This window comes from Lacticaseibacillus suibinensis (assembly GCF_003946175.1).
GTDB lineage: Bacteria > Bacillota > Bacilli > Lactobacillales > Lactobacillaceae > Lacticaseibacillus > Lacticaseibacillus suibinensis.
The window spans coordinates 64,872-87,349 of the sequence record NZ_RHOK01000012.1; the positions used below are offsets into that span (position 1 = coordinate 64,872).

Here is a 22,478-nt window from a genome sequence, read left to right on the forward strand (position 1 = left end):
ACAGCTTAGGGCATGAAAACAACAAGCCTATTCTGTGAATCGCGAAACAATGCCAATCAACAGACTGCCTAATTTCAGGCTTGGTCAAATTGACTATTGTACAGCCTAGTGTAGGCCCCATTTTGAGCCAAGAGCTGCTCATGCGTGCCGCGCTCAATCACGCGGCCGTGATCGATCACCAGAATTTGGTCCGCATGCTGAATGGTGGACAGCCGGTGGGCAATGACAAAGCTGGTTTTGTCCTGCATCAATGCGGTCATCGCGTGCTGGACATCGGCTTCCGTGTTGGAGTCAATCGAAGCCGTGGCTTCGTCCAGCACCAACACCGGCGCCTTGGCGATAAAGGCCCGCGCAATGCTGAGCAGCTGCCGCTGGCCTTGCGAAAGGTTGTGCGCATTTTCGGTCAGTACGGTGTCGTAACCTGCTGGTAGCTGGCGAATGAAGCCATCCGCGTGCGCATTTTGCGCCGCTTCAATCACCTCAGCATCGCTGGCTGTGGCGCGGCCGAGGCGAATGTTTTCCTTGATGGACAGGGAAAACATGAACGGCTCTTGTTGCACGACCGTGATCAACCGGCGCAAATCGGCACGGCGAATCGCAGCCACATCCCGCCCGTCCAACAGCACCCGACCGTGTTGCAACGGATACAAATTGGTGAGCAAATTCATGATGGTCGTCTTGCCTGCGCCAGTTTCGCCTACCAGTGCCACCATCTGCCCAGCCTTGGCGGTTAGATTAATATCGCGCAAAATCGGCCGCGTATCATAGGCAAAATCCACATGGTCAAACGTGACATTGCCTTGGGTGGCGGTCACCGCCACCGCATCTGCACGATCCTGCTCCCGCGGCGCATCAATCACTTCAAAAATCCGCTCGGCGGAAGCCAACGATAGCTGCAAGGTGTTGACCAAATCCAAAATATTATTGATGGGTCCAGTGAAGTTCCGCAGATAAATCAAAAACGTGAAGATCACCCCGACCGTAATGCCGCCGCGCCCAGCCAGAATGGACCAGGCACCGACAAAGGTGATCAGCAGATAGGCCACGTTATTGGTGGCATTATTGATAGGGCCAAGAATGCTACTGAAGGCCTGCGCGCGAAACGCCGCGTTGGTATAGGTTTCATTTGTGGCATCAAACTTCGCAAGCGTCGCCGCCTGGTGGTCAAACAGTTGCACCACCTGCTTTCCAGACACATTTTCTTCAATCTGACTGTTGAGCTCCCCGAGTGCCTGTTGCTGGGTCACAAACGCCTGCTGGGTGACCTTGGCCACTGCGCGGGTGACCAGGTAAGTCACGCCAGAGCTCAAAAGCGCAATCAGCGTCAGCAGCGGCGAGAGGATCAGCATCGCCGCCCCCATCCCAATCACTGAGATAATCCCAGTGAAGAGCTGGACAAAAGTCTGCATCATCGCGGTATTAATGTTGTCCACGTCATTGGTCAGCCGGCTCATCACATCCCCATTGTCATGGGTGTCAAAATACCGCATGGGTAGCCGTTGCAGATTGGCAAAAATATCATGGCGAATGCGGGCCGAAGCCTGCTGCGCGACCTTGATGATCACCGCATTTTGAAAATACGTGAACACGCTGCTTAGCGCATACATCCCGGCCAACAGTCCGCAAATGATAAAGAGTAAAGGCAGCTTGGCCCGGGTGAGAAACTGGTCAATCACCACCCCGTTGACCCGGTTGCCGATAATCGTCGCCGCGGTGGTGAACACTGTCAGGCCGAACACCACCAGCAAGCGGCCTTTGGCAAAGCCCAAGTAGCCCAAAATCCGGCGGGTCGTTTGCCGCCAGTTTGTCAGTTGCACTTTTTCTTGATGCAGGCGCCTTGGCCCGCGGCGATTAATCATCATAGCGCCCACCGCCTAACTGCGTTTGCACCAGCTGAGCATAAAATGGCGACTGTTTGACCAGGGCCTCATGCGAACCGGCAGCCGTGATGCGCCCCTCTTCTAGCACGAGGATTTGATCGCAGTGCATGATGTTAGTCACGCGCTGCGAGATGATGACCGTGGTCCGGTCGTGCCGCGTTTGGGTAAGCTGGGCCTGAATGGCGGCGTTGGTGGTTTGATCCACCGCACTGGTCGCATCGTCCAGCACCAAAATATCGGCATCTGGCACCGCCGCGCGGGCGATGTTTAGCCGCTGCCGCTGACCGCCAGAAAAGTTCTTGCCGCTTTGTTCCACTGGTGCCTCGTATTGCGCCGGCAGCGGGTCAATAAAGCTCGTGGCAGCCGCTACCGTTGCGCCGGCCGAGAGCTGGGCCTGATCAGCCTCAGGCGCCCCAAACCGTAAATTAGAGGCAATCGTGCCAGAAAACAGCATCGCTTCTTGCGTCGCCACGGTGACTTTGTGATGGAGTGCCGCCAAGTCGAGCTGCTGAATATCCACCCCACCGACTGCGATAGTGCCTTGATAATCATCGAAGGCGCGGGTCAACAGGTTAATCACTGACGACTTACCGCTGCCGGTGGTGCCGATGATGCCTAACCACTGCCCGGCTGGCACGGTGAAGGTGATATCGTCCAAAATTGGGCGGCTTTGTTGATACCCAAAGGTGACATGGTCAAACGTAATCGCGCTACCCGCCGGCGCATTGCTAGCAGAGCCGACTGGCACTTCACCGGTGGCTTCGGCAAGCACTGCCTGCACCCGGGCCGCCGAGGTGATGGCGCGAGAAAAAGCCGTGATGATGTTGACGGTCATCACCATCGCGTTGGTGATTTGAATCATGTAATTCACAAACGCAATGATTTGCCCATCCAAAATCACGCCATTAACGTCCAGTTGGCCGCCGTAAGCCAGCGCCACCACCACGCCTAGGTTCAGCGCCAGTTGGATGATGGGGCTGAGCGGCACCGTGGCCAAAGAGGCGCGAATGCTACTATCCAGCAAGTCCGCGTTCGCCTGGTTGAACTGTGCCAGCTGGTGATCTTCCAGCGTATACGCCTTAATCGTTTTCGCCCCTTGCAAGTTCTCCCGCATCACTCGGTTCATGCCATCGACTTGCTGCTGCATGTGCGTGTACAAGGGAATGCTACGTTTCATCACGACCAAGATGAACACCGCCAAAAGCGGCATGATGATCAGCAAAATCGGTGCCAGTCGCGGTGACACAATCACGGCCATCACCATCCCGCCCAGCATCAGCATCGGTGCGCGCACCATCCCCCGCGTCACCATCATCACCAGATTTTGCATTTGGGTCACGTCATTGGTAATCCGCGTGATCAAAGTCGCCGGGGTCAGCCCACCAGCCGCTCGGCTATTCAGCGCCACCGTCAGCATATGACTGCGCAGCTTTTGCCCCATGTGCAAAGAAGCATAGTTGCCCAGAATACCGGCGGCACTGCCGGCAGCGACCCCGATCAGAGCAAACATCAGCATTAAAAGCGAGGTGCGGATGACAAAGTGGAGGTCGCCTTTGGCCAAGCCATGATCGATGATATCGGACATTAAAGTGGGCTGCTGCAGATCCGAAAAGACCTCCACCAACATCACCGCTGGCGCGAGAAAAAAACACCAGCGCGCCCGCCCATGCATATGTGTCATCAATAATTTGAACACACCAACACCTCCGCAAAAAAACGCCACTGATCCCGCAGCCTAGTAAGGACTAAGGAATCCGTGGCGCGTTATGAAAAACTCATTAAAATCATGTTAGCGCTAATCATTGCGATGTCAACTCATTTGACCCTCCCCAGCGACAGATTCCAGTTGGCAAACGTCAGGCAACTTGCTATAATACTAATGTTGTCGCCGCAATGGCGGAATTGGCAGACGCGCAGTGTTCAGGTCGCTGTATGGTTATCCATGTGCAGGTTCGACTCCTGTTTGCGGCAGCAGATAAGCCCCTCACTAACTTCGGTTGGTGAGGGGCTTTTTTCGGACGGCTAAGTGCGACGGTCTTCGCAGCCTACCAAAAAAGCCCGCGCAATTGCGCGGGCCTGAGCATCCAGAGGGGACCAGATGCGATTAGATTTGGCCTTGTTCGTGCAGCTCCTTCTTGTAGCGAGCTTCTTCTTCTTCGTTGCAGTACACGAAGTGGCCAGGTTTGATTTCGACAAACTTCGGCTTGTCGGTTTCATAGTGGTGCATGTTCGGATCATAAACATAAGACTTGCGCGTCTTCGCCAGCTGCGGATCCGGTACCGGCACCGCAGACAGTAAAGCTTCGGTGTACGGGTGGATAGGGTTGGTGAACAACTCTTCCGTTTCCGCCAGTTCCAAAATCCGGCCGGCGCGGATAACCGCGATCCGATCAGAAATGAAACGCACAACCGACAAGTCATGGGCAATGAACAAGTAAGTAACGCCCTGTTCACGCTGGAACTTCTTCAGCAAGTTCAGCACCTGGGCGCGAATTGACACGTCCAAGGCCGAAATCGGTTCGTCCGCTACCACCAGGTCTGGTTCCATGATCAGCGCGCGGGCAATCCCGATCCGCTGCCGCTGGCCACCGGAGAATTCATGGGGATAACGGTACAGCTGTTCTGGCAGCAAGCCGACTTCTTCCAGCATCGTGCGGACTTTCTTGATGCGGTCTTCTTCGGAGTCGAACAAGCCGTAGTTGTACAAGCCTTCAGAAATGATGTAGTCAACGGTGGCCCGGTCGTTCAAGGAAGCCGATGGGTCCTGGAAAATCATCTGAATTTTGCGTTCGATTTCGTGCTTGCGCTTTTCCGAGATTTTACCGTTAATTTGTTGGCCTTCAAAGGTAATCGTCCCATTGGAGGTCGAGTTGATACCTAAAATGGCACGGCCAATGGTGGTTTTACCAGAACCGGATTCACCAACCAACGAGAAGGTTTCGCCTTTAAAAATGTCAAAGTTGACATCTTGCACGGCGACAAACTTATCTTTGCCGGCGCCAAAAGAAATTTCAAGATCCTTCAGAGAGAGTAGGACGTCTTTCTTATTCTCCATCGCTGTCTTTCCCTCCCAAATCTAGATTTTCCAAGTGTGACGCACTCATGACCTCAGACATCCGCTCATGCAGATTCTGAATCAGCTCCGGCTTTTCAGTCTTCGGGGCCCGCGGGTCAAGCAGCCACGTCTTGGCATAGTGGGTATCTGTGACTTTGAAAAATGGCGGTTCAGCCTTGAAATCGACCTTCATTGCCCACGGATCCCGTGGGGCAAAGGCATCACCCACAATATCTTTGTACAAAGATGGCGGGGTGCCAGGAATGGAGTAGAGTTGACCGCCGCGCTGCGCCAGTTGCGGCAGCGAAGACAGCAAGCTCCAAGTATACGGGTGCTTAGGATCGTAGAAGATCTCATCGCAAGTCCCGTATTCGATAATACGCCCAGAGTACATCACAGCAATGCGGTCAGCAATTGAAGCCACCACCCCTAGGTCATGGGTGATGAAGATAACTGTAAAGCCGTATTCTTTTTGCAGATCCTTGATCAGATCCAAGATTTGTGCCTGAATGGTGACATCCAGCGCCGTCGTTGGTTCGTCGCAGATCAAGATGTTCGGCCGGCAAGCCAGCGCTACCGCGATGACGATCCGCTGCCGCATGCCGCCTGAATATTCGAAAGGATATTCGTTGTAACGGTCTGCCGCATTCGGAATACCAGTGCGGTTCATCAAGTCGATAGCCAATTTCTTGGCTTCCGCCTTGCTCTTGTGCTGGTGCTTAACGATAACTTCGGCAATCTGCGAGCCAATCGTCCGAATCGGATCCAGTGAAGTCATTGGGTCTTGGAAAATCGTGGCGATTTCGTTCCCCCGAATGCCTTCCCACTGCTTATCTTTCTTCAGTTCTTCGAGGTGCTTGCCGTTGTAGACAATGGTCCCACCGGCAATTTCCCCGTTTTCTTCCAGCATCCCAGTAAACGTCTTGGTCAAAACCGACTTGCCCGAGCCGGATTCACCAACGATTGCCAGGACTTCGCCTTCATAAAGATCCATTGAAACATGATGAATCGCCTTCAGCACCTGCCCACGAACGTGGAAGTGCACAGAGAGGTCATCAACTTCTAGAATTTTTTTACGTTCTTCACTCATCGTTGTTCCCCCTCTTTACATGTGAGTTCTTGGATCTGACGCATCAGCAAGGCGCTGGCCAACCAGGTACAAGGAAACCGCGATCAAAGCCAGAACCAACACTGGCAGCCAGAACAGGTATGGATAGCTGACAATGTAGGGTGCGTAAGTTTGAATCAAGCGACCCAAGGATGGCACCGAGGCATTCAGCCCGACACCCAAGAAGGACAGGAACACTTCATATGAAATGAAGGATGGCAAGGACAGCGAAATCTGCGTCACAATGACTGAGGTCAGATAAGGCATGATATTGCGAATGACCATGCGGCCCAGCCCTGTCCCCAGAGTCTTGGAGGCAATGTTGTATTCGCGGTCACGCATAATCATAACCTGAACGCGGATGAAGTAGGCAGTGCCTAGCCAGCCGGTAACAGTCATGGCAAAAATCAAGTTCCAGAACCCATTCCCGAAGGAGTAGGACAGAACGATGATAATCAGCAGTTGTGGCACGTTGGAAATCACGTTATAAACTTCCAACATGAACCGGTCAATGCCCTTGGAAGTGCCCCAAATGGCACCCACCGCCACCCCAATCACCGTGGTGATCAAGGTTGCAATCACAGAAATCGAAATCGAGGTCTTGGCCCCGGCCCAGATGGCATCGAACAGTGATTTCCCATCACCGTCAGTCCCGAACCAATACTTGGCATTAGGCCAGTTGTAACGGGCGCCAAAGTCGTTGATGTTCGCCACATCGTTCAAGTTATACCCGGAAAACAGCGGCTGAATGAAGGACATCAGCAGGATAGCCAACATCAAGAACAGCAAGAAAATGGTCATTTTGCTGGAGAAAAACGCGCGCCCTACAGAACCCCAGTAGGAGTACTTTTCGGTATCGAGTTTTTCGGAAGCCATTTCATCGATCTTCACCGCAGTAAAGTCGGAATCTAAAATTTCTGGTTGGTTTTGTGTGCTTTCAGCCATTCTTTATTCCTCCCCCTTCGATGAATCGGATGTCGATAACTTGATCCGTGGATCCACAATGACCATCAACAGGTCCCCAAGCAGGACAGACAGCACAGCCACGGTGGTAAAGATGAAGACCAACGCAATAACAATCGAGTTGTTATGGGCAATGATGGAATCAGGCAGCATCTTCCCCATCCCAGGCATGGCGAAGACTTCTTCAGTCATCGTCGCGCCACCGATCAGGCCGATGATGCTCCCAGGAATCCCTTGCACAATCGGAATCGAAGCATTCTTAAAGATATGCTTGGAGTAGATTTCACCTTCGTTGAGCCCTTTGGCTTTGGCAAACTTCACGTAATCAGACTTTTGCTGATCAATCATGAAGCGCCGGAACCAAATGATCAACCCGGACACTTGCAGCAGCCCTAAGATCACGGCTGGTAAGATCCATGAAGACGCGACATTAGCGCCCAGGGTTGGGAAGGAGTCTGGCAGGCCAAACAAGGCTGACCCAAGATAACGGAAGGTGTAGATGAAGGCCAGACTTGGGACGGCAATCAGCAGCGTGACCACGAAGGTCCCACCACGGTCGAACCACTTGCCCTTTTTCCGGGCCATCAAAATCGCCACTGGGATTGAAACCACGTAGGAAATAACCAACGCAATCAAACCAGCGCGGAAAGAAGTCCCAATCATGGAAGGATCGCGCAGGTTCTGTTCGGTATCAGAGTAATCATCGCCGAACTGCTCACTGGCAGTGTCGCTCTTGCTGGTGCGGTATTGATATTGCCGGCTGTAAACGTCAGATGCGGTGTTCAGCGTCTGGCCGTTCTTAAACTTCTTTTGCACCGTCACAGTTGGGCCTTGGCGCCCGCCAATGACATCCATCACGGACTCCCCGGCATAAGTTGGGTACGAGGTCCCTAAGTTCAAGTGAATAAAGTTCTGATGAATGAACGGGAAGCTGCCATTGAAGTAAATCTGATAACGATACTTGGTGCCTGAACCAACCAAGGCCCAGCCCACTGTCGGATCGTTTTCGATTTTCAGGTAGCGTGCCAAGTGTGGATTATTCTTGTCATGAATTGCCCATGGCGTGTCAATCTGGAACATGTTGCCATAGAAGCGGCCTAACCGTTCCCACAGCGGTAATTCCCGAATGGCATAATAGTCCTTGCTTTGCTTATAGCGCTTGAGTTCGTAGTTGTTTTTCTTGGCCCATTTTTCGAACTGGGCCTTATTAGAGGCAGTATGGGCGGATGTCACCGTCACTTTAGGATTGGCTTTTTCGACGTCCTTGATCAGCGCCTTGGTATCGAGATAGTCAAGATAGTTCATTTTTGCGTACGCATTATTCTTGTAGTCGGTCAGCTTGTCTGGCGTCGCAGCCAATTTCTGAATCATCAGGTCGCTTTTGAAAACGTCTCGTCGTGGAATCATCGAGTAGATCACGATATAAGTCAACGTGGTAACCAAGAAGATACTCAGAATCGACCGAAGTACGCGAAAGAACAGGTACTTCTTCATGTTGCGGTTCCCCCTCTATGCTCAATTAAAGCAAAAGAGCTAGTCACATAGTGTGCTAGCCCTTTCACACGTCTAAGTTCAAAGAGCTTGTTTGAGCTCAAAGCTTAGTGCTTAGTCGTTCTTTTTAGCAAGTTCAAGGCGCTTAGCGGTCCAGTCCTTAACAGCCTTGTCGTATGCCTTTGTCGTGATTGCCTTCTTGGAAATCTTCATCCCTTCGAAACGAGGAGAAGGCGTACCGGACCAGGTTGCTGGCCGGGTGAATGGAATCACTTTGGTTACAGAAGGAGTGCCGCCCAGAGAATTAACAGGAATTTGAACACCGAGGCTCAACAGGTAAGCTTCAGCCTTAGCAAATGCCTTGTAACGTGCGTTCGTGTCAGTGGTGATCGCTTCAGCAGCATCAACCAGCTTCTCGTACTGATCCAAGCCAGTTTCCTTGGCAACAGCGTCGTATTCGGTCTTTTGAGCACCGGTTGCGCCGATCACGAAGCCAAGGGTTTGTGCCATCGCACCAGAGGTTGGCTTGAAGATGTCAAGGTATGAGGAAGGATCTTGATAGTCAGGGCTCCAACCAGAAGCGTTACTGATATCGAAGTCAGACTGGGCACCCGTTTGTGCTTGGTAAGTGCCAGCCAGGTACTTGTCTTCAGCCAGCTGCTGGATGTCGATTTCAACGTTATCCTTGCCCAGGGTCTTTTCAACTGAAGCCTTGAAGGACTTCGCTTGGTTCAACAGCAGCGCTGCCTTTGATTCTTCTGGCAGATCCAACTTGATTGGGAAAGCCACGCCTTCCTTTTGCAGTTCAGCCTTGGCCTTAGCAAAGAGTTCCTTCGCCTTAGCAGCGTTGTAGGTACCATCTTGCGCATCAGCAACGTTGTACTTACTGAAGGTGCTTGAGTCGAGATCCTTCAAATCAGATTCAACATAGGTCCCGTAATCCTTACCATCAGCTTGCACGAAGCTTGGTGGGGTGATTTCGTTACGCAGAGACTTCGTAGCACCGGCAGAACCAGTGGACTGAGCGTTGTAGTTAGCCTTATCAAAGGCGAACTGAATGGCCAAACGGAAGTCCTTGTTCAGGATTGCCTTCTTGGTATCAGCCTTTTGCTTGTCCGTGGTCTTGGAAGTTGCGTTGTAGGACTTACGGTTCAAGTTAAAGGTGAAGTTATAAACGGAAGCATCTTGCTGTGACCAAACGATGTTGTTCTTGCTCTTCTTTTCAACATCCTTGTAGCCTGGCAGGTTAGGATAAACCCGAGCCGTGGTGTAGTCACCCTTGGCGAATGTCTTGTAGAGTTCGTCTGGGTTAGACCCATCATTGTAGGTTTCCTTAACGTCAGTCACATGAACGTTCTTCTTGTCCCAATACTGGTCATTGGCCTTGTATTCGATAACGGACTTAGAAGTGAAGTTCGACAGGATATAAGGACCGGTGTACAAGATGGCGTCGGCCTTAGGTTGGCCATACTTCTTGCCTTCTTGCTTCAGGAACTTAGCGTTAACTGGTTCCAAAACGCCATATTGGAGTTTGGAGTTCCAGTAAGGTTCAGCTTGATTCAAAGTGTATTGAATCTTGTTGTCGCCGATGGCCTTGATCCCAACGGTTGAGAAGTCCTTGGTCTTACCATTAACGTAATCATCCAAGCCCTTGATGGAGTCTTGAACAATGTACAAAGCTTCGGATTTGCCATCAACGGCGTGCTTCAAGCCGGTGATAAAGTCTTGGGCCTTAACGGTAGCGTAGGTGTTACCTTCGCTGTCAACCCACTTCACGCCCTTACGCAGCGTGTAAGTGTAGGTCTTGCCATCGTCAGAAACCTTCCAAGACTTAGCCAAGCCAGGAACGATTTGGCCGTACTTGTCAGTCTTGAGCAACGGATCTTCAAAGTTGGCCAAGTGATCATTGTTCGTCGCACGACCAGTGATCGAGTAGTCAAAGTTATCTGGATCTGTTGCATAAACATAATTATAAGTGCTGGTAGCAGTGTCGCTAGAGCCGGTTGACTTGCTGCCGCAAGCTGCAAGCAGAGTAGCCAGCGTCAGTGCAACAACCACTGCACCGCGTTTCTTGTTCATCTTCATACACATAAGCCTCCAACCTATGATAGTTTCCCAATTCCGCCTCTAACGGTATTAGAATAATGAAGATTATAAATTGATTAGAGAGGCATGTCAAGCATGTGTTGCGTTTTTTGTGAACAAATGCGAAATTTTCTTGAACACTTTCCCGAAAGTGCAAGCTGCCCAAAAGCAAAAACGCCTGTTCGCCTGCTTGAAAACGCGGTTTCATCAGTTTTCTGATGAGAAAATGCTGAGCCTGTTTTCACAATGAGAAAATTCTAAGTCCGCCGGCGGCTTCTTAGAATCAGAAAAAGCGTGCGAGTGGCCTTCACTCGCACGCTTCCCTTACCTTGTGTCATTAACCTCGCTTAGCGAGTTCCGCCTGCGCCGCGGCATCCCCTTGCGCCGCTAGCGCTTGCAGCTGGTTGTAGCCGAGCCGGCTGTAATCCGTCTTTGCTGGCGTTGGGACTTGAGCCGCCATCTGCTGCGCCTGAGCATCGCGCTTAGCCAGTTCTGCTTGCGCCGCTGGATCATCTGGCAGCGCCTTAAGCTGGTTGTAGCTCATCGTTGCATAAGCCTTAGTCCCAACCGGGCGCCACTGGTCAATTTTGGCGGCGTTGGCATCGCGCTTAGCCAATTCGGCCGTGGCGCCTTCATCGTTCGCTGCGGCCAAAGCCTGCAGCTGGCTGTAGCTCATGGTGACGTATGCTTTGGTGGCGTGCGGTAGCCAATCCTCGATCTTGGCACTTTGCGCATCGCGCTTGGCAATCTCCTTGGTGGCTAATAGGTCGCCGGCGGCCGCCAGGGTTTGAAGCTTGGCATAGCCCAAAAGCTGATAGTCGGCAGCCGCATAGGTCTTGGCGGCTGGCGCTGGCGTATTCTCCCGGCGGGTCAATTCACGCTTGGCATATAGATTACCAACCCCAGCCAATTCGGTTAAATGGGCCGTGCTCATCGCCGAATAACTGGTCGCCACGGTATCCCCGTATGCTTCCGCAGCCGCGCCGTTAGCATTGCGCTTCGCCAGTTCGTCGCGAGCGGCCGGATCGGTGGCGGCCAAAGCGGTCAGCTGGCTGTAGCCCATCGCCGCATAGGCTGGCGTCTTCGCTGGTAGTACAGCCGTGAGCTCGGCGGCATTGGCATCCCGTACGGCCTTTTCAGTGATGGCAGCCGCAATGCCTTGGGCTGCCGCCGCGCTCAACTGGTTGTAACCTATGTTCTTGTAATCTGGGGCTTGCGGCGCAAAGTAAACGTCAAACTGAGCCGCATTCGTGTCTCGCTTACCTTTTTCAGTGATGGCGGCCTCAATCCCTTGCGCTGCGGCGGCGCTGAGCTGACTGTAGCCCATGTTCTTGTAATCTGGGGCTTGCGGCGCAAAGTAAACGTCAAATTGTTCCGCATTCGCATCCCGCTTGCCTTTTTCGGTAATGGCCGCCGCAATGCCTTGGGCTGCCGCCGCACTGAGCTGGGTGTACCCCATGTTCTTGTAATCAGGGGCTTGCGGCGCAAAATAAGCCGCAAATGGATCAGCATTGCCATCCCGCTTTGCCTTCTCCGTGACCGCAGCGGCGATCCCTTTTGCCGCCGCGGTGCTGAGCTGGCTGTAACCCATGTTGCGATAATCAGCCGCCGGTGTGGCGCTGACTGTCGCCACGGCCGTTTTGACCGCAGTCTGCTTGGCCACCTTTGCGGCTTTGACTGGTGACTGCACATTAACTTTGACTTGCTGGCTTTGGCTGCTTTGCTGCTTACCTGCGGCTTGGCCAACCAGGGCCTGAGTACTAAATAAGGCTGCGGCGGCAATCCCTACCGCAAGCCAGGCCTTACGCTTACCACGAGAACGAGTTGTGCTTGTCATATCCTTTCCTCCCCCGGAAAATGGACCCCCAACGACACATATTCGGCCTTAAGTATTTTTTACTATCCGAATATTCGCCTAATTATATGATGCAAATAAATCACTTGTCACGAAATAAATTAGCCAATTATGATATATTTGCCATTTTATAGAAGCGTTCGTTCGCACCAAAAGGGCAGAGCCGCACAAAAAAACCTCATCAACCGAAGTCGATGAGGTTCACTTGGATGTTGCATCTAATGCCGCAAACAGGAGTCGAACCTGCACATGGATAACCATACAGCGACCTGAACACTGCGCGTCTGCCAATTCCGCCATTGCGGCAACAACAGGTAATAGTATAGCAAGAAGCACCGCCAATGCCAAGCCTTTTTTACATTCGGCCGACTCGCTAATTGGATTGAGCAGTGTTCGACGCAGGCAGTGCGGTATAATGCGATTGAGGTGATAACTGTGAAAACAATCGATCAGGCGCTGCCCGCTGAGGTGATCAAACCGCGGCCAGCAAACAGCCACAAAGGCACCTTTGGTCGGGTGCTCATCGTCGGCGGTAATCCTCAGTATGGTGGCGCCGCGATCATGGCCGCCAGCGCCGCGGTGTACGCCGGTGCCGGTTTGGTCAGCGTGGCGACGGCGGCGGTTAATCGCTCCGCCTTGCATGCGCGGCTGCCAGAAGCCATGATGCTCCCTTATGACGATCCGAGCTTACCTGCCTTGATTCAAAGTTGCGATGTCATCGTGCTTGGCCCAGGCTTGGGCACCGATGCCACCGCCCAAAAGGTCCTGGCCACCGTCCTCGCGGCAGTGACTCCTGAACAGTCGCTGATCATTGATGGCTCGGCGATTACCCTGGTTGCCCAGCAGCATTTGACGGTCGCTTTGCCCAAGGCAGTGTGGACCCCGCATCAAATGGAATGGCAGCGCCTCTCAGGCCTAGCCATTGCGCAGCAAACCCCAGCCAGTAACGCGGCTGCCGCCAGTAAGCTCGCTGGGACGGTCATCGTCAAATCGCACCGCACTGAAATCTTCACTGCAGCCGGGAGTTTTCTGAACCCGCTGGGCACCCCGGCAATGGCCTCTGGCGGCATGGGCGACACCTTAACCGGTATTTTGGCCGCCTTCATCGCCCAGTTTGGACATCACGCCAGCTCGATTTGCGCCGCGGTATACACCCACAGCGCCATTGCTGAACAGCTCGCACAGGACCATTACGTCGTGGTGCCATCACAGCTGATAGCGGCGTTGCCCACCTACATGGCCCAACAGGCAAAAAAATAATCGGTTGCTCGCGGCAACCGATTTTTCTATGCTCGTTTCAATGCTGCCAGCTCTGCCGCCGTCAGCGGTCGGTACTGCCCTGCCGCCAAATCCGCAGGCAAATGCAGCGGGCCCATTTGCACGCGCTTAAGCGCCACCACCTCATTGCCCACCGCATGCAGCATCCGCTTCACCTGGTGAAATTTACCTTCATGAATAGTAAGTAAAATCTGTAGCGGCTGATTGGCCACCGCGGTCACCGTCGCCGGCGCACTGGTGAACTCGGCAAAAGTCAGGCCATTTTCCAACTGCGTCTTCATCGCTGGCGTCAAAGGCGTCGCCATGGTAACCAGGTACTGTTTGGGCACATGGCGGCTTGGCGCCAGCAAGGCATGCCCCAGGGCGCCATCATTGGTCACCAAGAGTAGCCCGGTGGTGTCCTTATCCAGTCGGCCCACTGGGAACAAGCCCGGTCGCAAATCTGCCGGTGCCATCAGATCCAATACGGTCCGGGCCGTGTCATCCTGAGTCGCCGTGATCACGCCGGCTGGCTTGTTGAGCAGGTAATACACCTCAAGGGCACCACTGGCGGCTTGGCCGTCAACAGTCACCTGGGCTTCGGCGGCAACGTCAAAGCCAGGATCTCGAACCACGACCTGGTCGACGGTCACCCGCTTGGCTTTGATCATTTTTTTCACTTCAGCCCGACTACCAAATTGCAAATGCGCTAAGAACCGATCTAACCGCATCGGCCTACCTCATCCGCAGCACGGCGCGCAGGCGCGCGACCCGCTGGCCCAAAATCATGTCCGCCAAGCGCGTTTTCAGCACAGCATAGCCGTACACCAGCACCCCAATCGGAACTGCCACTAACAAGGCGATAACGGCGCCCAAGGCACGATCTGGGGAAACCACCAAGCCGACGAGCTGGACGCAGCCAAAGACGACCACCGCCATCAGCACGGAAAACGCGGCGATGCCCAGCAGGCGCCTGCCGGTTTGACGAATACGGAAACGGTAACGGGCGTGCAGCGAATACAGCATCAGCACACTGGAAACCAGCATCCCCGCCGCTGTTGCTAACAGTGGGCCCCAAACGTTGAAGAAGAAAATCAGTGGCCATTGCAAAATTACCTTGACCACCATGCCGGCCAGCATTTCATAAATGGCAATGCGGTTGTAGAACAGACCTTGCAACGCCGCCGCCAAAATGGTGAATAGCCCCATGGCCACCGCGACGAAAGCGGACAACACCAAAATCGCGATGCCGAGATGATCGTAGCCATAAAAAACCACGTACAGCGGCTTAGCCACTGCCGCCATCCCAAAGGCACAAGGCACCATGACGATGAAGAAAAGCTGCAAGATGTTAGTCAGCTGTTCAGCAATCGCCTTGTCATCGCCGCGAGTTTTTGCGCCCGACAGGAGCGGCAACACCGTCGAAGACATCGCCACGGCCAGTGAAATGACAATCATGATTAGTTTGTTGGCATTGCCGGCAAACAAGGTAAAGAAGCTGTTGAGTTGCGTCATCGAGGTCACCCAATGGCTTTGCATCATCGGGTAAAAACTGTACTGGTCGAACAGATAGTAGAGATTGACGCCAGAGCCGATAATGATGAACGGCACCGCCTGCTCCACAATTTCGCGCAAAATATGCGGCGTAGAAATCTGCACCTGATCGAGACTTTGATCAGCCAAATCGCGGAACTTGTGGCGCCGGGAGATAAACACCAGCACCAGCAGCCCCAAGCCAAACACCGCCCCCACAAAGGCGGCAAAGGTCGACTGCGAAGCGGCATCCACATAATTGTGATTGCCAGCGACCATGATGGCATACGTCATCATCAGCATATAGATAATGCGGGCCAGCTGTTCCACCAGCTGACTCAGCGCGCTCGGCGCCATGTCGTTATAACCTTGGAAAAAGCCGCGCATGATACTCATCACTGGAATGATCAACAGTGGCCACGCCAGCGACCGGTACACTTGGGTCAGCGCCGCATCGTTTAACGCCAGCCACGGCGCCAGCAGCCACATCAAGGCGAAGGAAACCAGCCCCATAATGCCCATCATGATGGCGCCTTGCCGAAACAGGCGGAACCCAGTGCGGTACTCGTTCATCGCATTGTAATGCGCCACCTGTTTGGAAATCGCCCCTGGCACCCCAGCCGTGGCAATCGTGAGGAAAATACTGTAGATATTGTAGCCTTTAGTAAACAGATTATTGGCCGCCAAAAAAGCCGCACCCAGCCAGATGCGCCAAGGAATGATGTAAATCGCGCCTAACACCCGTGATAAAATACTGCCCGCCGTCATCCAGGCGGAGCCACGCAGCATTTGTTCACGTGCGGTCGGTTGCGCTTTCGGCTCTTTTGCCATCTTCAATACCCCAATTTCAGTCCATGTTAATCACCATTTTAGTTGAAGCGCGCCTCGCTTTCAATCAGCCGCGGCAGTCTTTGCCATTCCCTAACATTCAACGCACCCTGGATTTGCGGTCTCAGCCTGACAAAAAAACGCCGGCAGCTGCCGACGTTTGCGCATTTATTTAACAACGATGTTCACAATCTTGCGCGGAATGATGATTTGCTTAACGATGGTTTTACCAGCCACAAACTTCTGGACGTTATCGATGGCCATGGCATCCGCCTTGATCTTCGCCTCATCGGCATCCACCGACTCCATCACATGGCCCCGGAGCTTGCCATTAACCTGCACCATCAGCTGATATTCTTCAGTGACCAAAGCCTTCGGATCATAAGTTGGCCATGGTGCGTAAGTCAGGCTGTGGTCATGGCCCAGAATCTGCCAGATTTCTTCCATCAAGTGCGGTGCGATCGGCGCCAGCAGCTTCACGAAGCCTTCGACATATTCATAGGGCAGGTCGTCCACCTTGTTGGCCTCATTGATGAAGACCATCATCTGGGAAATGGCAGTGTTGAAGTGAAGGTCATCAAAGTCTTCGGTGACCTTCTTGACCGTTTCGTTGTACACCTTGTCCAGCTTGCCGTCGTTAATGGTGGTGATGTGATCACGCATTTTACCATTATCATCGACAAAGGTGCGGTACACCCGATCGAGGAACTTGCGGGCACCGGCGAGGCCAGTGGTGCTCCAAGCAATGCCAGCATCCAGCGGCCCCATGAACATTTCGTACAACCGCAAGGTATCAGCGCCATATTCTTCAACCACATCATCAGGGTTGACCACGTTGCCTTTGGACTTGCTCATTTTTTCGTGGTTATCGCCTAAAATCATGCCTTGGTTGAACAGGCGCTGGAACGGTTCCTTGTTCGGAATTGCGCCAATGTCATACAGGAAAAGATTCCAGAACCGGGCATACAGCAGATGCAACACCGCATGTTCGGCGCCACCGATGTACAAGTCAACTGGCAGCCATTCCTTCAACTTGTCGTAATCGGCCAGGGCTTCCTTGTTGTGGGGATCGACAAAGCGCAGGTAGTACCAAGATGAACCGGCCCATTGCGGCATGGTGTTGGTTTCGCGCTTCCCTTTGCGGCCATTTTCATCGACCACGTTTACCCAATCATCCAGGTTGGCCAGCGGGGATTCACCGGTGCCACTTGGCTTGATGTCAGCTTCTTCAGGTAGCACCAAAGGCAGTTCGGATTCTGGCACCAAGGTCGTTTCGCCATCTTCCCAGTGAATGACAGGAATTGGTTCACCCCAGTAGCGCTGGCGTGAGAAGACCCAGTCGCGCAACTTGAAGTTGACCTTCTTGGTGCCGATTTGTTTATCTTCTAGCCACGCAATCATGGCATCGATGGCGTCTTGCTTGTTTTTGCCATCCAAAAAGCCGGAATTGATGTGAACGCCGTCGCCGGTGTAGGCTTCCGCTGCAACATCCCCGCCTTCAATCACCGGCCGAATCGGTAGGTTGAATTGCTTAGCAAAGGCATAGTCACGGTCATCATGGGCCGGCACCGCCATAATGGCGCCGGTGCCGTAGGTGGCCAGCACATAGTCAGAAATCCAAATTGGCAAAGCTTCGCCGTTCACTGGATTGACGGCATAAGCGCCAGTCCAGACCCCGGTTTTGTCCTTACTCAAGTCGGTGCGTTCCAGATCAGACTTGTGCGCCACCTCGGCCCGATAAGCTGCCACAGCGGCTTTTTGCTCCGGACTGGTAATCTGGTCCACCAAGTCATGCTCTGGAGCCATCACCACGTAAGTTGCGCCAAACAAGGTATCAGGGCGCGTGGTGAAAACATCAAAGTGGGCCGCGGTGTCTTTCACGTCAAAAGTGATTTGAGCGCCCACCGAGCGGCCAATCCAGTTGCGCTGCATCTGCTTGATGTTTTCAGGCCAATCTAGGTCGTCCAGGTCTTCCAGCAAGCGGTCAGCATAGGCGGTAATCTTCAGCATCCACTGGCGCATCGGCTTGCGAATGACAGGGAAGCCGCCACGCTCGGTTTTGCCGTCGATGACTTCTTCGTTCGCAACCACGGTGCCGAGATCTGGGCTCCAGTTCACCGGCACTTCGGCTTCGTATGCGAGGCCGTGCTTGTACAATTGTTCGAAAATCCATTGCGTCCACTTGTAGTAGTTGGGATCCGTGGTGGCAATTTCGCGATTCCAGTCATACGAAAAGCCCAAACTGTTGATTTGCCGCTTGAAGGTTTCAATATTCTTGTGGGTAAAGGCCTTCGGGTTGTGGCCAGTGTTCAGCGCGTACTGTTCCGCCGGCAACCCAAACGCGTCCCACCCCATCGGATGCAGCACATTGTAGCCCTGCGCCCGCTTCATCCGCGCCACAATATCCGTGGCGGTGTAGCCTTCTGGATGCCCTACATGCAGGCCCTGGCCTGACGGATAAGGGAACATGTCCAGCGCATAGTAGTTCTTCTTGTTCGGGTCTGTGGTGGTATTGAACTCGTTATGCTCGGCCCAATGCTTTTGCCACTTTTTTTCGATCTGCTTGTGATCGTACATGAAATTGCCTCCTTGAGATTTCGAACCAACACTCTGAAAAAACAAAAAGCCGCCCTAAACATTGTTAGGACGGCTGGATGCCGCGGTACCACCTAAGTTCTGCTATAAGCAGCGCTTGAACTGGATAACGGTCAGGGCCGGCCAATCTGGCACGCAAAAGGTCAGTTCAGTCGCGCCCGCGTCAGGCTCACAGCACCCGCCTGCTTTCTGGACTCTGGTTGCGACTTACTCGTCCTTCGTTCGTTCGATATTGGCCTAATCATAGCAAACAAAAGCCGGTGAAACAAGACCAGGCTGCGAAGGTCGACGAACTTAGCTCGACGAATAGCCTAGCTCTGGCCATTATCGGTGCACTTTGCCGATGAGGGGCAGAGCGTAGCTATTCGCTCGAGCGTTGTCGACCTGAGCGCAACTATGACCAGGCTGCGAAGCTGGGCGCTTTTAGCGGGATGAGTAGCCTAGCCTAGGGCATGGAAGCCGTTCTTTGGCTTCGAGGTCCTAGGCGTAGCTAATCACTCCCGCGTTGCCCGGCTGAGCGCAACTATAACCAGGCTGCGAAGACGGGCGCTTTTAGCGGGATGAGTAGCCTAGCGGAGGGCATTGCCCAGCTGAGCGCAACTACAAGCCACAGCTCACCTCCGCCCAACCCCTTACCATTTATTAACCATTGCTGGGCCTTGCCTTATGCTAAAATAAAACCACTATGCAAAACAAAGAAGGTGAGCCTGTGAAGCGTCCGCATTATCCCTTAATCATTGCCGCCTGCGCCTTGGTTGGCTTAATCCCCATCATGATTGGGGTCGGTACTAACGCTGCTTGGATTCACACCATCGATCAAAGCGTCATCAACGTCATCACGGCGCACCGGCCAGACTGGCTGACCACCATCGTGCTGTTCATCACCAGCCTGGGCAATCCGCCAGTGGTCGTCTTTTTCGGCCTGGTGCTCGTTGGCATTTTGTTTTACTTTCGGCGCCGGCGCTACGCGTGGTTCGCGGCGGTCAGCGTGGTGCTCCTAAGTTTCGTCAACACCTCAGTGAAGCATCTGTTCTTGCGGCAGCGACCGTTCGTTCAAAACCCCAACATTCATCCCCTGACCTTGGCTGGCGGTTACAGCTTTCCTAGTGGCCATGCCAGCGGCGCGATGTTGCTGTATGGCACGGTGATTCTGCTCACCTTGACGTTGATCACGCTGCCTTGGCTCCGCCGCCTCTTGGTGAGCTACAGCGCCGTCATGATTGGCCTCATCGGCTTGTCGCGCATCTACGTACAGGTCCATTTTCCCACTGATGTCCTAGCCGGCTGGCTGGAAGCCTTGGTCGGTTTGATGCTGGTGTGGTGGCTGATGTACCCGTGGCTGACTGAAGTGGGCCCGACCGGCTGGGTCAATGATCAAAAATAATCAAAAATCCCGCATTGCAAATGGTTTGCAATGCGGGATTTTTTGACGCTTAAAGTTGGCGGGTCAGCGGATATACCGCACCAATCAAGCCGGCGTTGTTCTGCAGCCCCGCGGCTTCAATCCGGTATGGGAAGCTCTTCTGTGCCCCATTGAGGCCTTTGTGGCGAGCAACATATTCCTTGAAGCGCGCCTGCAGGTCGGCCATGAAGGTCGCATTGGCACTAATGCCGCCGCCAATCAGAATCCGTTCAGGATCAAGCGTCCCAATCAAATTCATCAGCATCACTGTCACATCGGCGAGAAAACGGTCATACACCGGCGCGGCGACTTCATCATGTTCGTGGGCCAAGGCAATGATTTGCGCCGCATCTTTTTCTTCCGGGGCGTCATGATCAAGGGCCTGCAGCGACAAATTGTACCGCCGCACCAGGCCGGTGACCACCGAAGCCGCGTAATTCAGCGACACCGATTCCAAATCGTCGGTCAGGTCCAGATCGTGCGTGATGCTCCAGCCAATTTCACCCGCCATGCCATGCGCGCCGCGGTAAACATCCCCGTTCAGCACCAGACCGCCGCCAATGCCGGTGCCCAGCACCAAGCAAATGTAGTCGTCAATCCCTTGCGCATTGCCCAGCCAGCGTTCGGCAATCGCCGCGGCGTTCGCGTCGTTTTCGACTTTCACTGGCAAGTGCAAGGCGTCCTTGAGGGCCTGCGCCAGCGGGAACTGGTAAAACCCAGGAATGGCCCCGCCGGTGATCATGTAGCCGTCTTTGGTCACAATGCCGGGGGCGTCGATGCCCACCCCGGCAATCGAGGTTTGCTTTTGGTAATCCTTGACCACGGTCACCATTTTGGTCACATTGGTCGCCGCATCTTTCGCCGTGGCAAAATGCCCATGCGCCAAAATCTGGCCACTTTCATCGAGCAACCCGTATTTGATGCTGGTGCCACCAATGTCAAAGCCCACAAACTGTTTCATTCCATTCTGCCTCCGTTACAGCTGATCGCCGTTTGATTGGATGACCTGCCGATACCAAGCAAAAGAATCCTTCTTGTAGCGCTTCAAGGTCCCTTCGCCGGCATCGTTTTTATCCACATAAATCATGCCATAACGTTTGTCCATTTGGCCAGTGCCGGCGGAGACCAGATCGATAAAGCCCCATGGCGTGTAGCCAATCAGATCCACCCCATCGTACTCAACTGCCAGCTTCATCTGCTCGATGTGGGCTTTGAGGTAAGCAATGCGATAGTCATCATGCACCTGGTGATCCGCGGTAAGTTGATCAACCGCGCCGAAGCCATTTTCGACAATGAACAGGGGCAGGTCATACCGGTCATTGAACCAGTTCATGGCATAGCGCAGGCCAACGGGGTCGATTTGCCAGCCCCATTCCGAACGCTGAACGGTAGGGTTTTCCACCTGATCAGCGGCTTCTTCATAGGCAAAATCGGCTGGTTCATCGGCTTTGGCTTTGACGGCAAAGGACATGTAATAGGAAAAGCCAATGTAATCCACAGTGCCAGCCTTCAGCACATCCAGGTCGGCCAGCGTGATATCCAAGTCAAACTTGCGGGCCTGGTACGACCGTAGCCAGCGCGGATAACGGCCATTAGCCTGCACATCGGCGAACCAGTAGCGGCTTTGCATGGCGCGTTCGGCTTTAAAGACATCGCGCGGATCCGGACTGGCTGGATAAATCGGTACCATCGCAATCATCGCCCCGATTTGGAAGGCGGGATTGATTTCATGGCCAATTTGCACCGCCAGTGCCGAAGCGACACACTCATAATGCGCAGCTTGGTACATCACGGCTTCCGCATTCTCGCCGGGCTTAATTTGTAGGCCAGAGTTGGTGAACAACGCAAAGGTGCCGTGGTAGTCGGCTTGGTTATTGATTTCGTTGAACGTCATCCAGTACTTGACCTTGTCCTTGTAGCGTTTGAACACCGTCGTGGCAAAGCGTACGAAGAAGTCAATCACCTTGCGATTACGCCAGCCCCCGTACTCGGTCACAAGGTGATAAGGCATTTCAAAGTGGGACAAGGTGATCACCGGCTGAATGCCGTTTTTCAGCAGTTCGTCGAATAAGTCATCATAGAACTGCAGTCCGGCTTCATTCGGCTGGTCCTCGTCACCATTAGGATAAATCCGGGTCCAGGCAATCGAGGTACGGAAGCACTTCAGCCCCAATTCCTTGAACAGCTGAATGTCTTCTTTGTAGTGGTGGTAAAAATCAATCGCATCGTGATTCGGGTAGTTTTCCCCTGGCTGGACGCCATCTGTGATCCGGCGCTGGACGCCATTGGCCCCCACCGTCATCACATCAGCGACGGAAACGCCTTTGCCGCCTGCTTGCCAACCGCCTTCCAGTTGGTGCGCCGCCACTGCGCCGCCCCAGAGAAAGTCTTTGCGTAATTTTGCCATGATTGTTGTTCCTTTCTAC

General features: G+C 53.5%; 15 protein-coding genes and 2 tRNA genes. 3 read left to right on the forward strand and 14 right to left on the reverse strand.

The genetic code is table 11. The features are described from left to right. Window positions 1-74 precede the first annotated feature (74 nt). Together EKM90_RS07525 and EKM90_RS07530 are read right to left on the reverse strand one after the other, a co-directional pair. Window positions 75-1,859 carry an ABC transporter ATP-binding protein gene (locus EKM90_RS07525; RefSeq protein WP_125581332.1) on the reverse strand — a complete coding sequence of 595 codons (1,785 nt, stop codon included), beginning with the start codon at window positions 1,857-1,859 and terminating at the stop codon, window positions 75-77. Next, complete coding sequence (locus EKM90_RS07530; RefSeq protein WP_125581291.1) at window positions 1,852-3,576, reverse strand: ABC transporter ATP-binding protein; 1,725 nt, start codon at window positions 3,574-3,576, stop codon at window positions 1,852-1,854. The genes EKM90_RS07525 and EKM90_RS07530 overlap by 8 nt, the downstream gene beginning before the upstream one ends. Before the next feature lie 191 nt (window positions 3,577-3,767). Here EKM90_RS07530 and EKM90_RS07535 point away from each other — a divergent pair. Next, window positions 3,768-3,851 (forward strand) — tRNA-Leu (locus EKM90_RS07535). Window positions 3,852-3,984: 133 nt separating this feature from the next. Here EKM90_RS07535 and EKM90_RS07540 read toward each other — a convergent pair. The 7 genes from EKM90_RS07540 to EKM90_RS07570 all read right to left on the reverse strand — a co-directional run bounded on the left by EKM90_RS07540 (window position 3,985) and on the right by EKM90_RS07570 (window position 12,743). After that, window positions 3,985-4,935: an ATP-binding cassette domain-containing protein gene (locus EKM90_RS07540; RefSeq protein WP_125581293.1), complete on the reverse strand. Its 951-nt coding sequence runs from the start codon at window positions 4,933-4,935 to the stop codon at window positions 3,985-3,987. Next, a complete protein-coding gene (locus EKM90_RS07545) occupies window positions 4,925-6,025 on the reverse strand; it encodes an ABC transporter ATP-binding protein (protein ID WP_125581295.1) in 1,101 nt (366 codons plus the stop codon). Before EKM90_RS07545 ends, EKM90_RS07540 begins: the two co-directional genes overlap by 11 nt. A 15-nt stretch (window positions 6,026-6,040) precedes the next feature. Then, on the reverse strand, window positions 6,041-6,988 hold the full coding sequence (gene oppC / locus EKM90_RS07550) for an oligopeptide ABC transporter permease OppC (RefSeq protein WP_125581297.1): 948 nt from the start codon (window positions 6,986-6,988) through the stop codon (window positions 6,041-6,043). A gap of 3 nt (window positions 6,989-6,991) precedes the next feature. Then, entirely contained in the window at window positions 6,992-8,500 is a 1,509-nt protein-coding gene (locus EKM90_RS07555) for an ABC transporter permease (RefSeq protein WP_125581299.1), read from the reverse strand. 111 nt (window positions 8,501-8,611) lie between these two features. Continuing rightward, window positions 8,612-10,582: a peptide ABC transporter substrate-binding protein gene (locus EKM90_RS07560; RefSeq protein WP_373301006.1), complete on the reverse strand. Its 1,971-nt coding sequence runs from the start codon at window positions 10,580-10,582 to the stop codon at window positions 8,612-8,614. Between the two features lie 337 nt (window positions 10,583-10,919). Continuing rightward, window positions 10,920-12,419, reverse strand: a complete 1,500-nt coding sequence (locus EKM90_RS07565; RefSeq protein ID WP_125581301.1) for a hypothetical protein — start codon at window positions 12,417-12,419, stop codon at window positions 10,920-10,922. Window positions 12,420-12,659: 240 nt separating this feature from the next. After that, a tRNA-Leu gene (locus tag EKM90_RS07570) sits at window positions 12,660-12,743 on the reverse strand. 129 nt (window positions 12,744-12,872) lie between these two features. On the opposite strand from EKM90_RS07570, the gene EKM90_RS07575 reads away from it, so the two are divergent. Then, complete coding sequence (locus tag EKM90_RS07575; protein ID WP_125581303.1) at window positions 12,873-13,697, forward strand: NAD(P)H-hydrate dehydratase; 825 nt, start codon at window positions 12,873-12,875, stop codon at window positions 13,695-13,697. Window positions 13,698-13,723: 26 nt separating this feature from the next. Here EKM90_RS07575 and EKM90_RS07580 read toward each other — a convergent pair whose 3' ends face one another. The 3 genes from EKM90_RS07580 to leuS all read right to left on the reverse strand — a co-directional run bounded on the left by EKM90_RS07580 (window position 13,724) and on the right by leuS (window position 18,632). After that, window positions 13,724-14,425: a pseudouridine synthase gene (locus EKM90_RS07580; RefSeq protein WP_125581305.1), complete on the reverse strand. Its 702-nt coding sequence runs from the start codon at window positions 14,423-14,425 to the stop codon at window positions 13,724-13,726. Between the two features lie 4 nt (window positions 14,426-14,429). Further along, window positions 14,430-16,058, reverse strand: a complete 1,629-nt coding sequence (locus tag EKM90_RS07585; RefSeq protein WP_125581307.1) for a putative polysaccharide biosynthesis protein — start codon at window positions 16,056-16,058, stop codon at window positions 14,430-14,432. 165 nt (window positions 16,059-16,223) lie between these two features. Continuing rightward, window positions 16,224-18,632 carry a leucine--tRNA ligase gene (gene leuS / locus EKM90_RS07590; protein ID WP_125581309.1) on the reverse strand — a complete coding sequence of 803 codons (2,409 nt, stop codon included), beginning with the start codon at window positions 18,630-18,632 and terminating at the stop codon, window positions 16,224-16,226. 703 nt (window positions 18,633-19,335) lie between these two features. On the opposite strand from leuS, the gene EKM90_RS07595 reads away from it, so the two are divergent. Continuing rightward, entirely contained in the window at window positions 19,336-20,034 is a 699-nt protein-coding gene (locus EKM90_RS07595; RefSeq protein WP_125581311.1) for a phosphatase PAP2 family protein, read from the forward strand. 49 nt (window positions 20,035-20,083) lie between these two features. Here EKM90_RS07595 and EKM90_RS07600 read toward each other — a convergent pair whose 3' ends face one another. Both EKM90_RS07600 and EKM90_RS07605 read right to left on the reverse strand, forming a co-directional pair. Next, on the reverse strand, window positions 20,084-21,013 hold the full coding sequence (locus EKM90_RS07600; protein WP_125581313.1) for an ROK family protein: 930 nt from the start codon (window positions 21,011-21,013) through the stop codon (window positions 20,084-20,086). A 15-nt stretch (window positions 21,014-21,028) separates the two neighbouring features. Further along, window positions 21,029-22,459 carry a 6-phospho-beta-glucosidase gene (locus EKM90_RS07605; protein WP_125581315.1) on the reverse strand — a complete coding sequence of 477 codons (1,431 nt, stop codon included), beginning with the start codon at window positions 22,457-22,459 and terminating at the stop codon, window positions 21,029-21,031. Window positions 22,460-22,478: the final 19 nt, after the last annotated feature.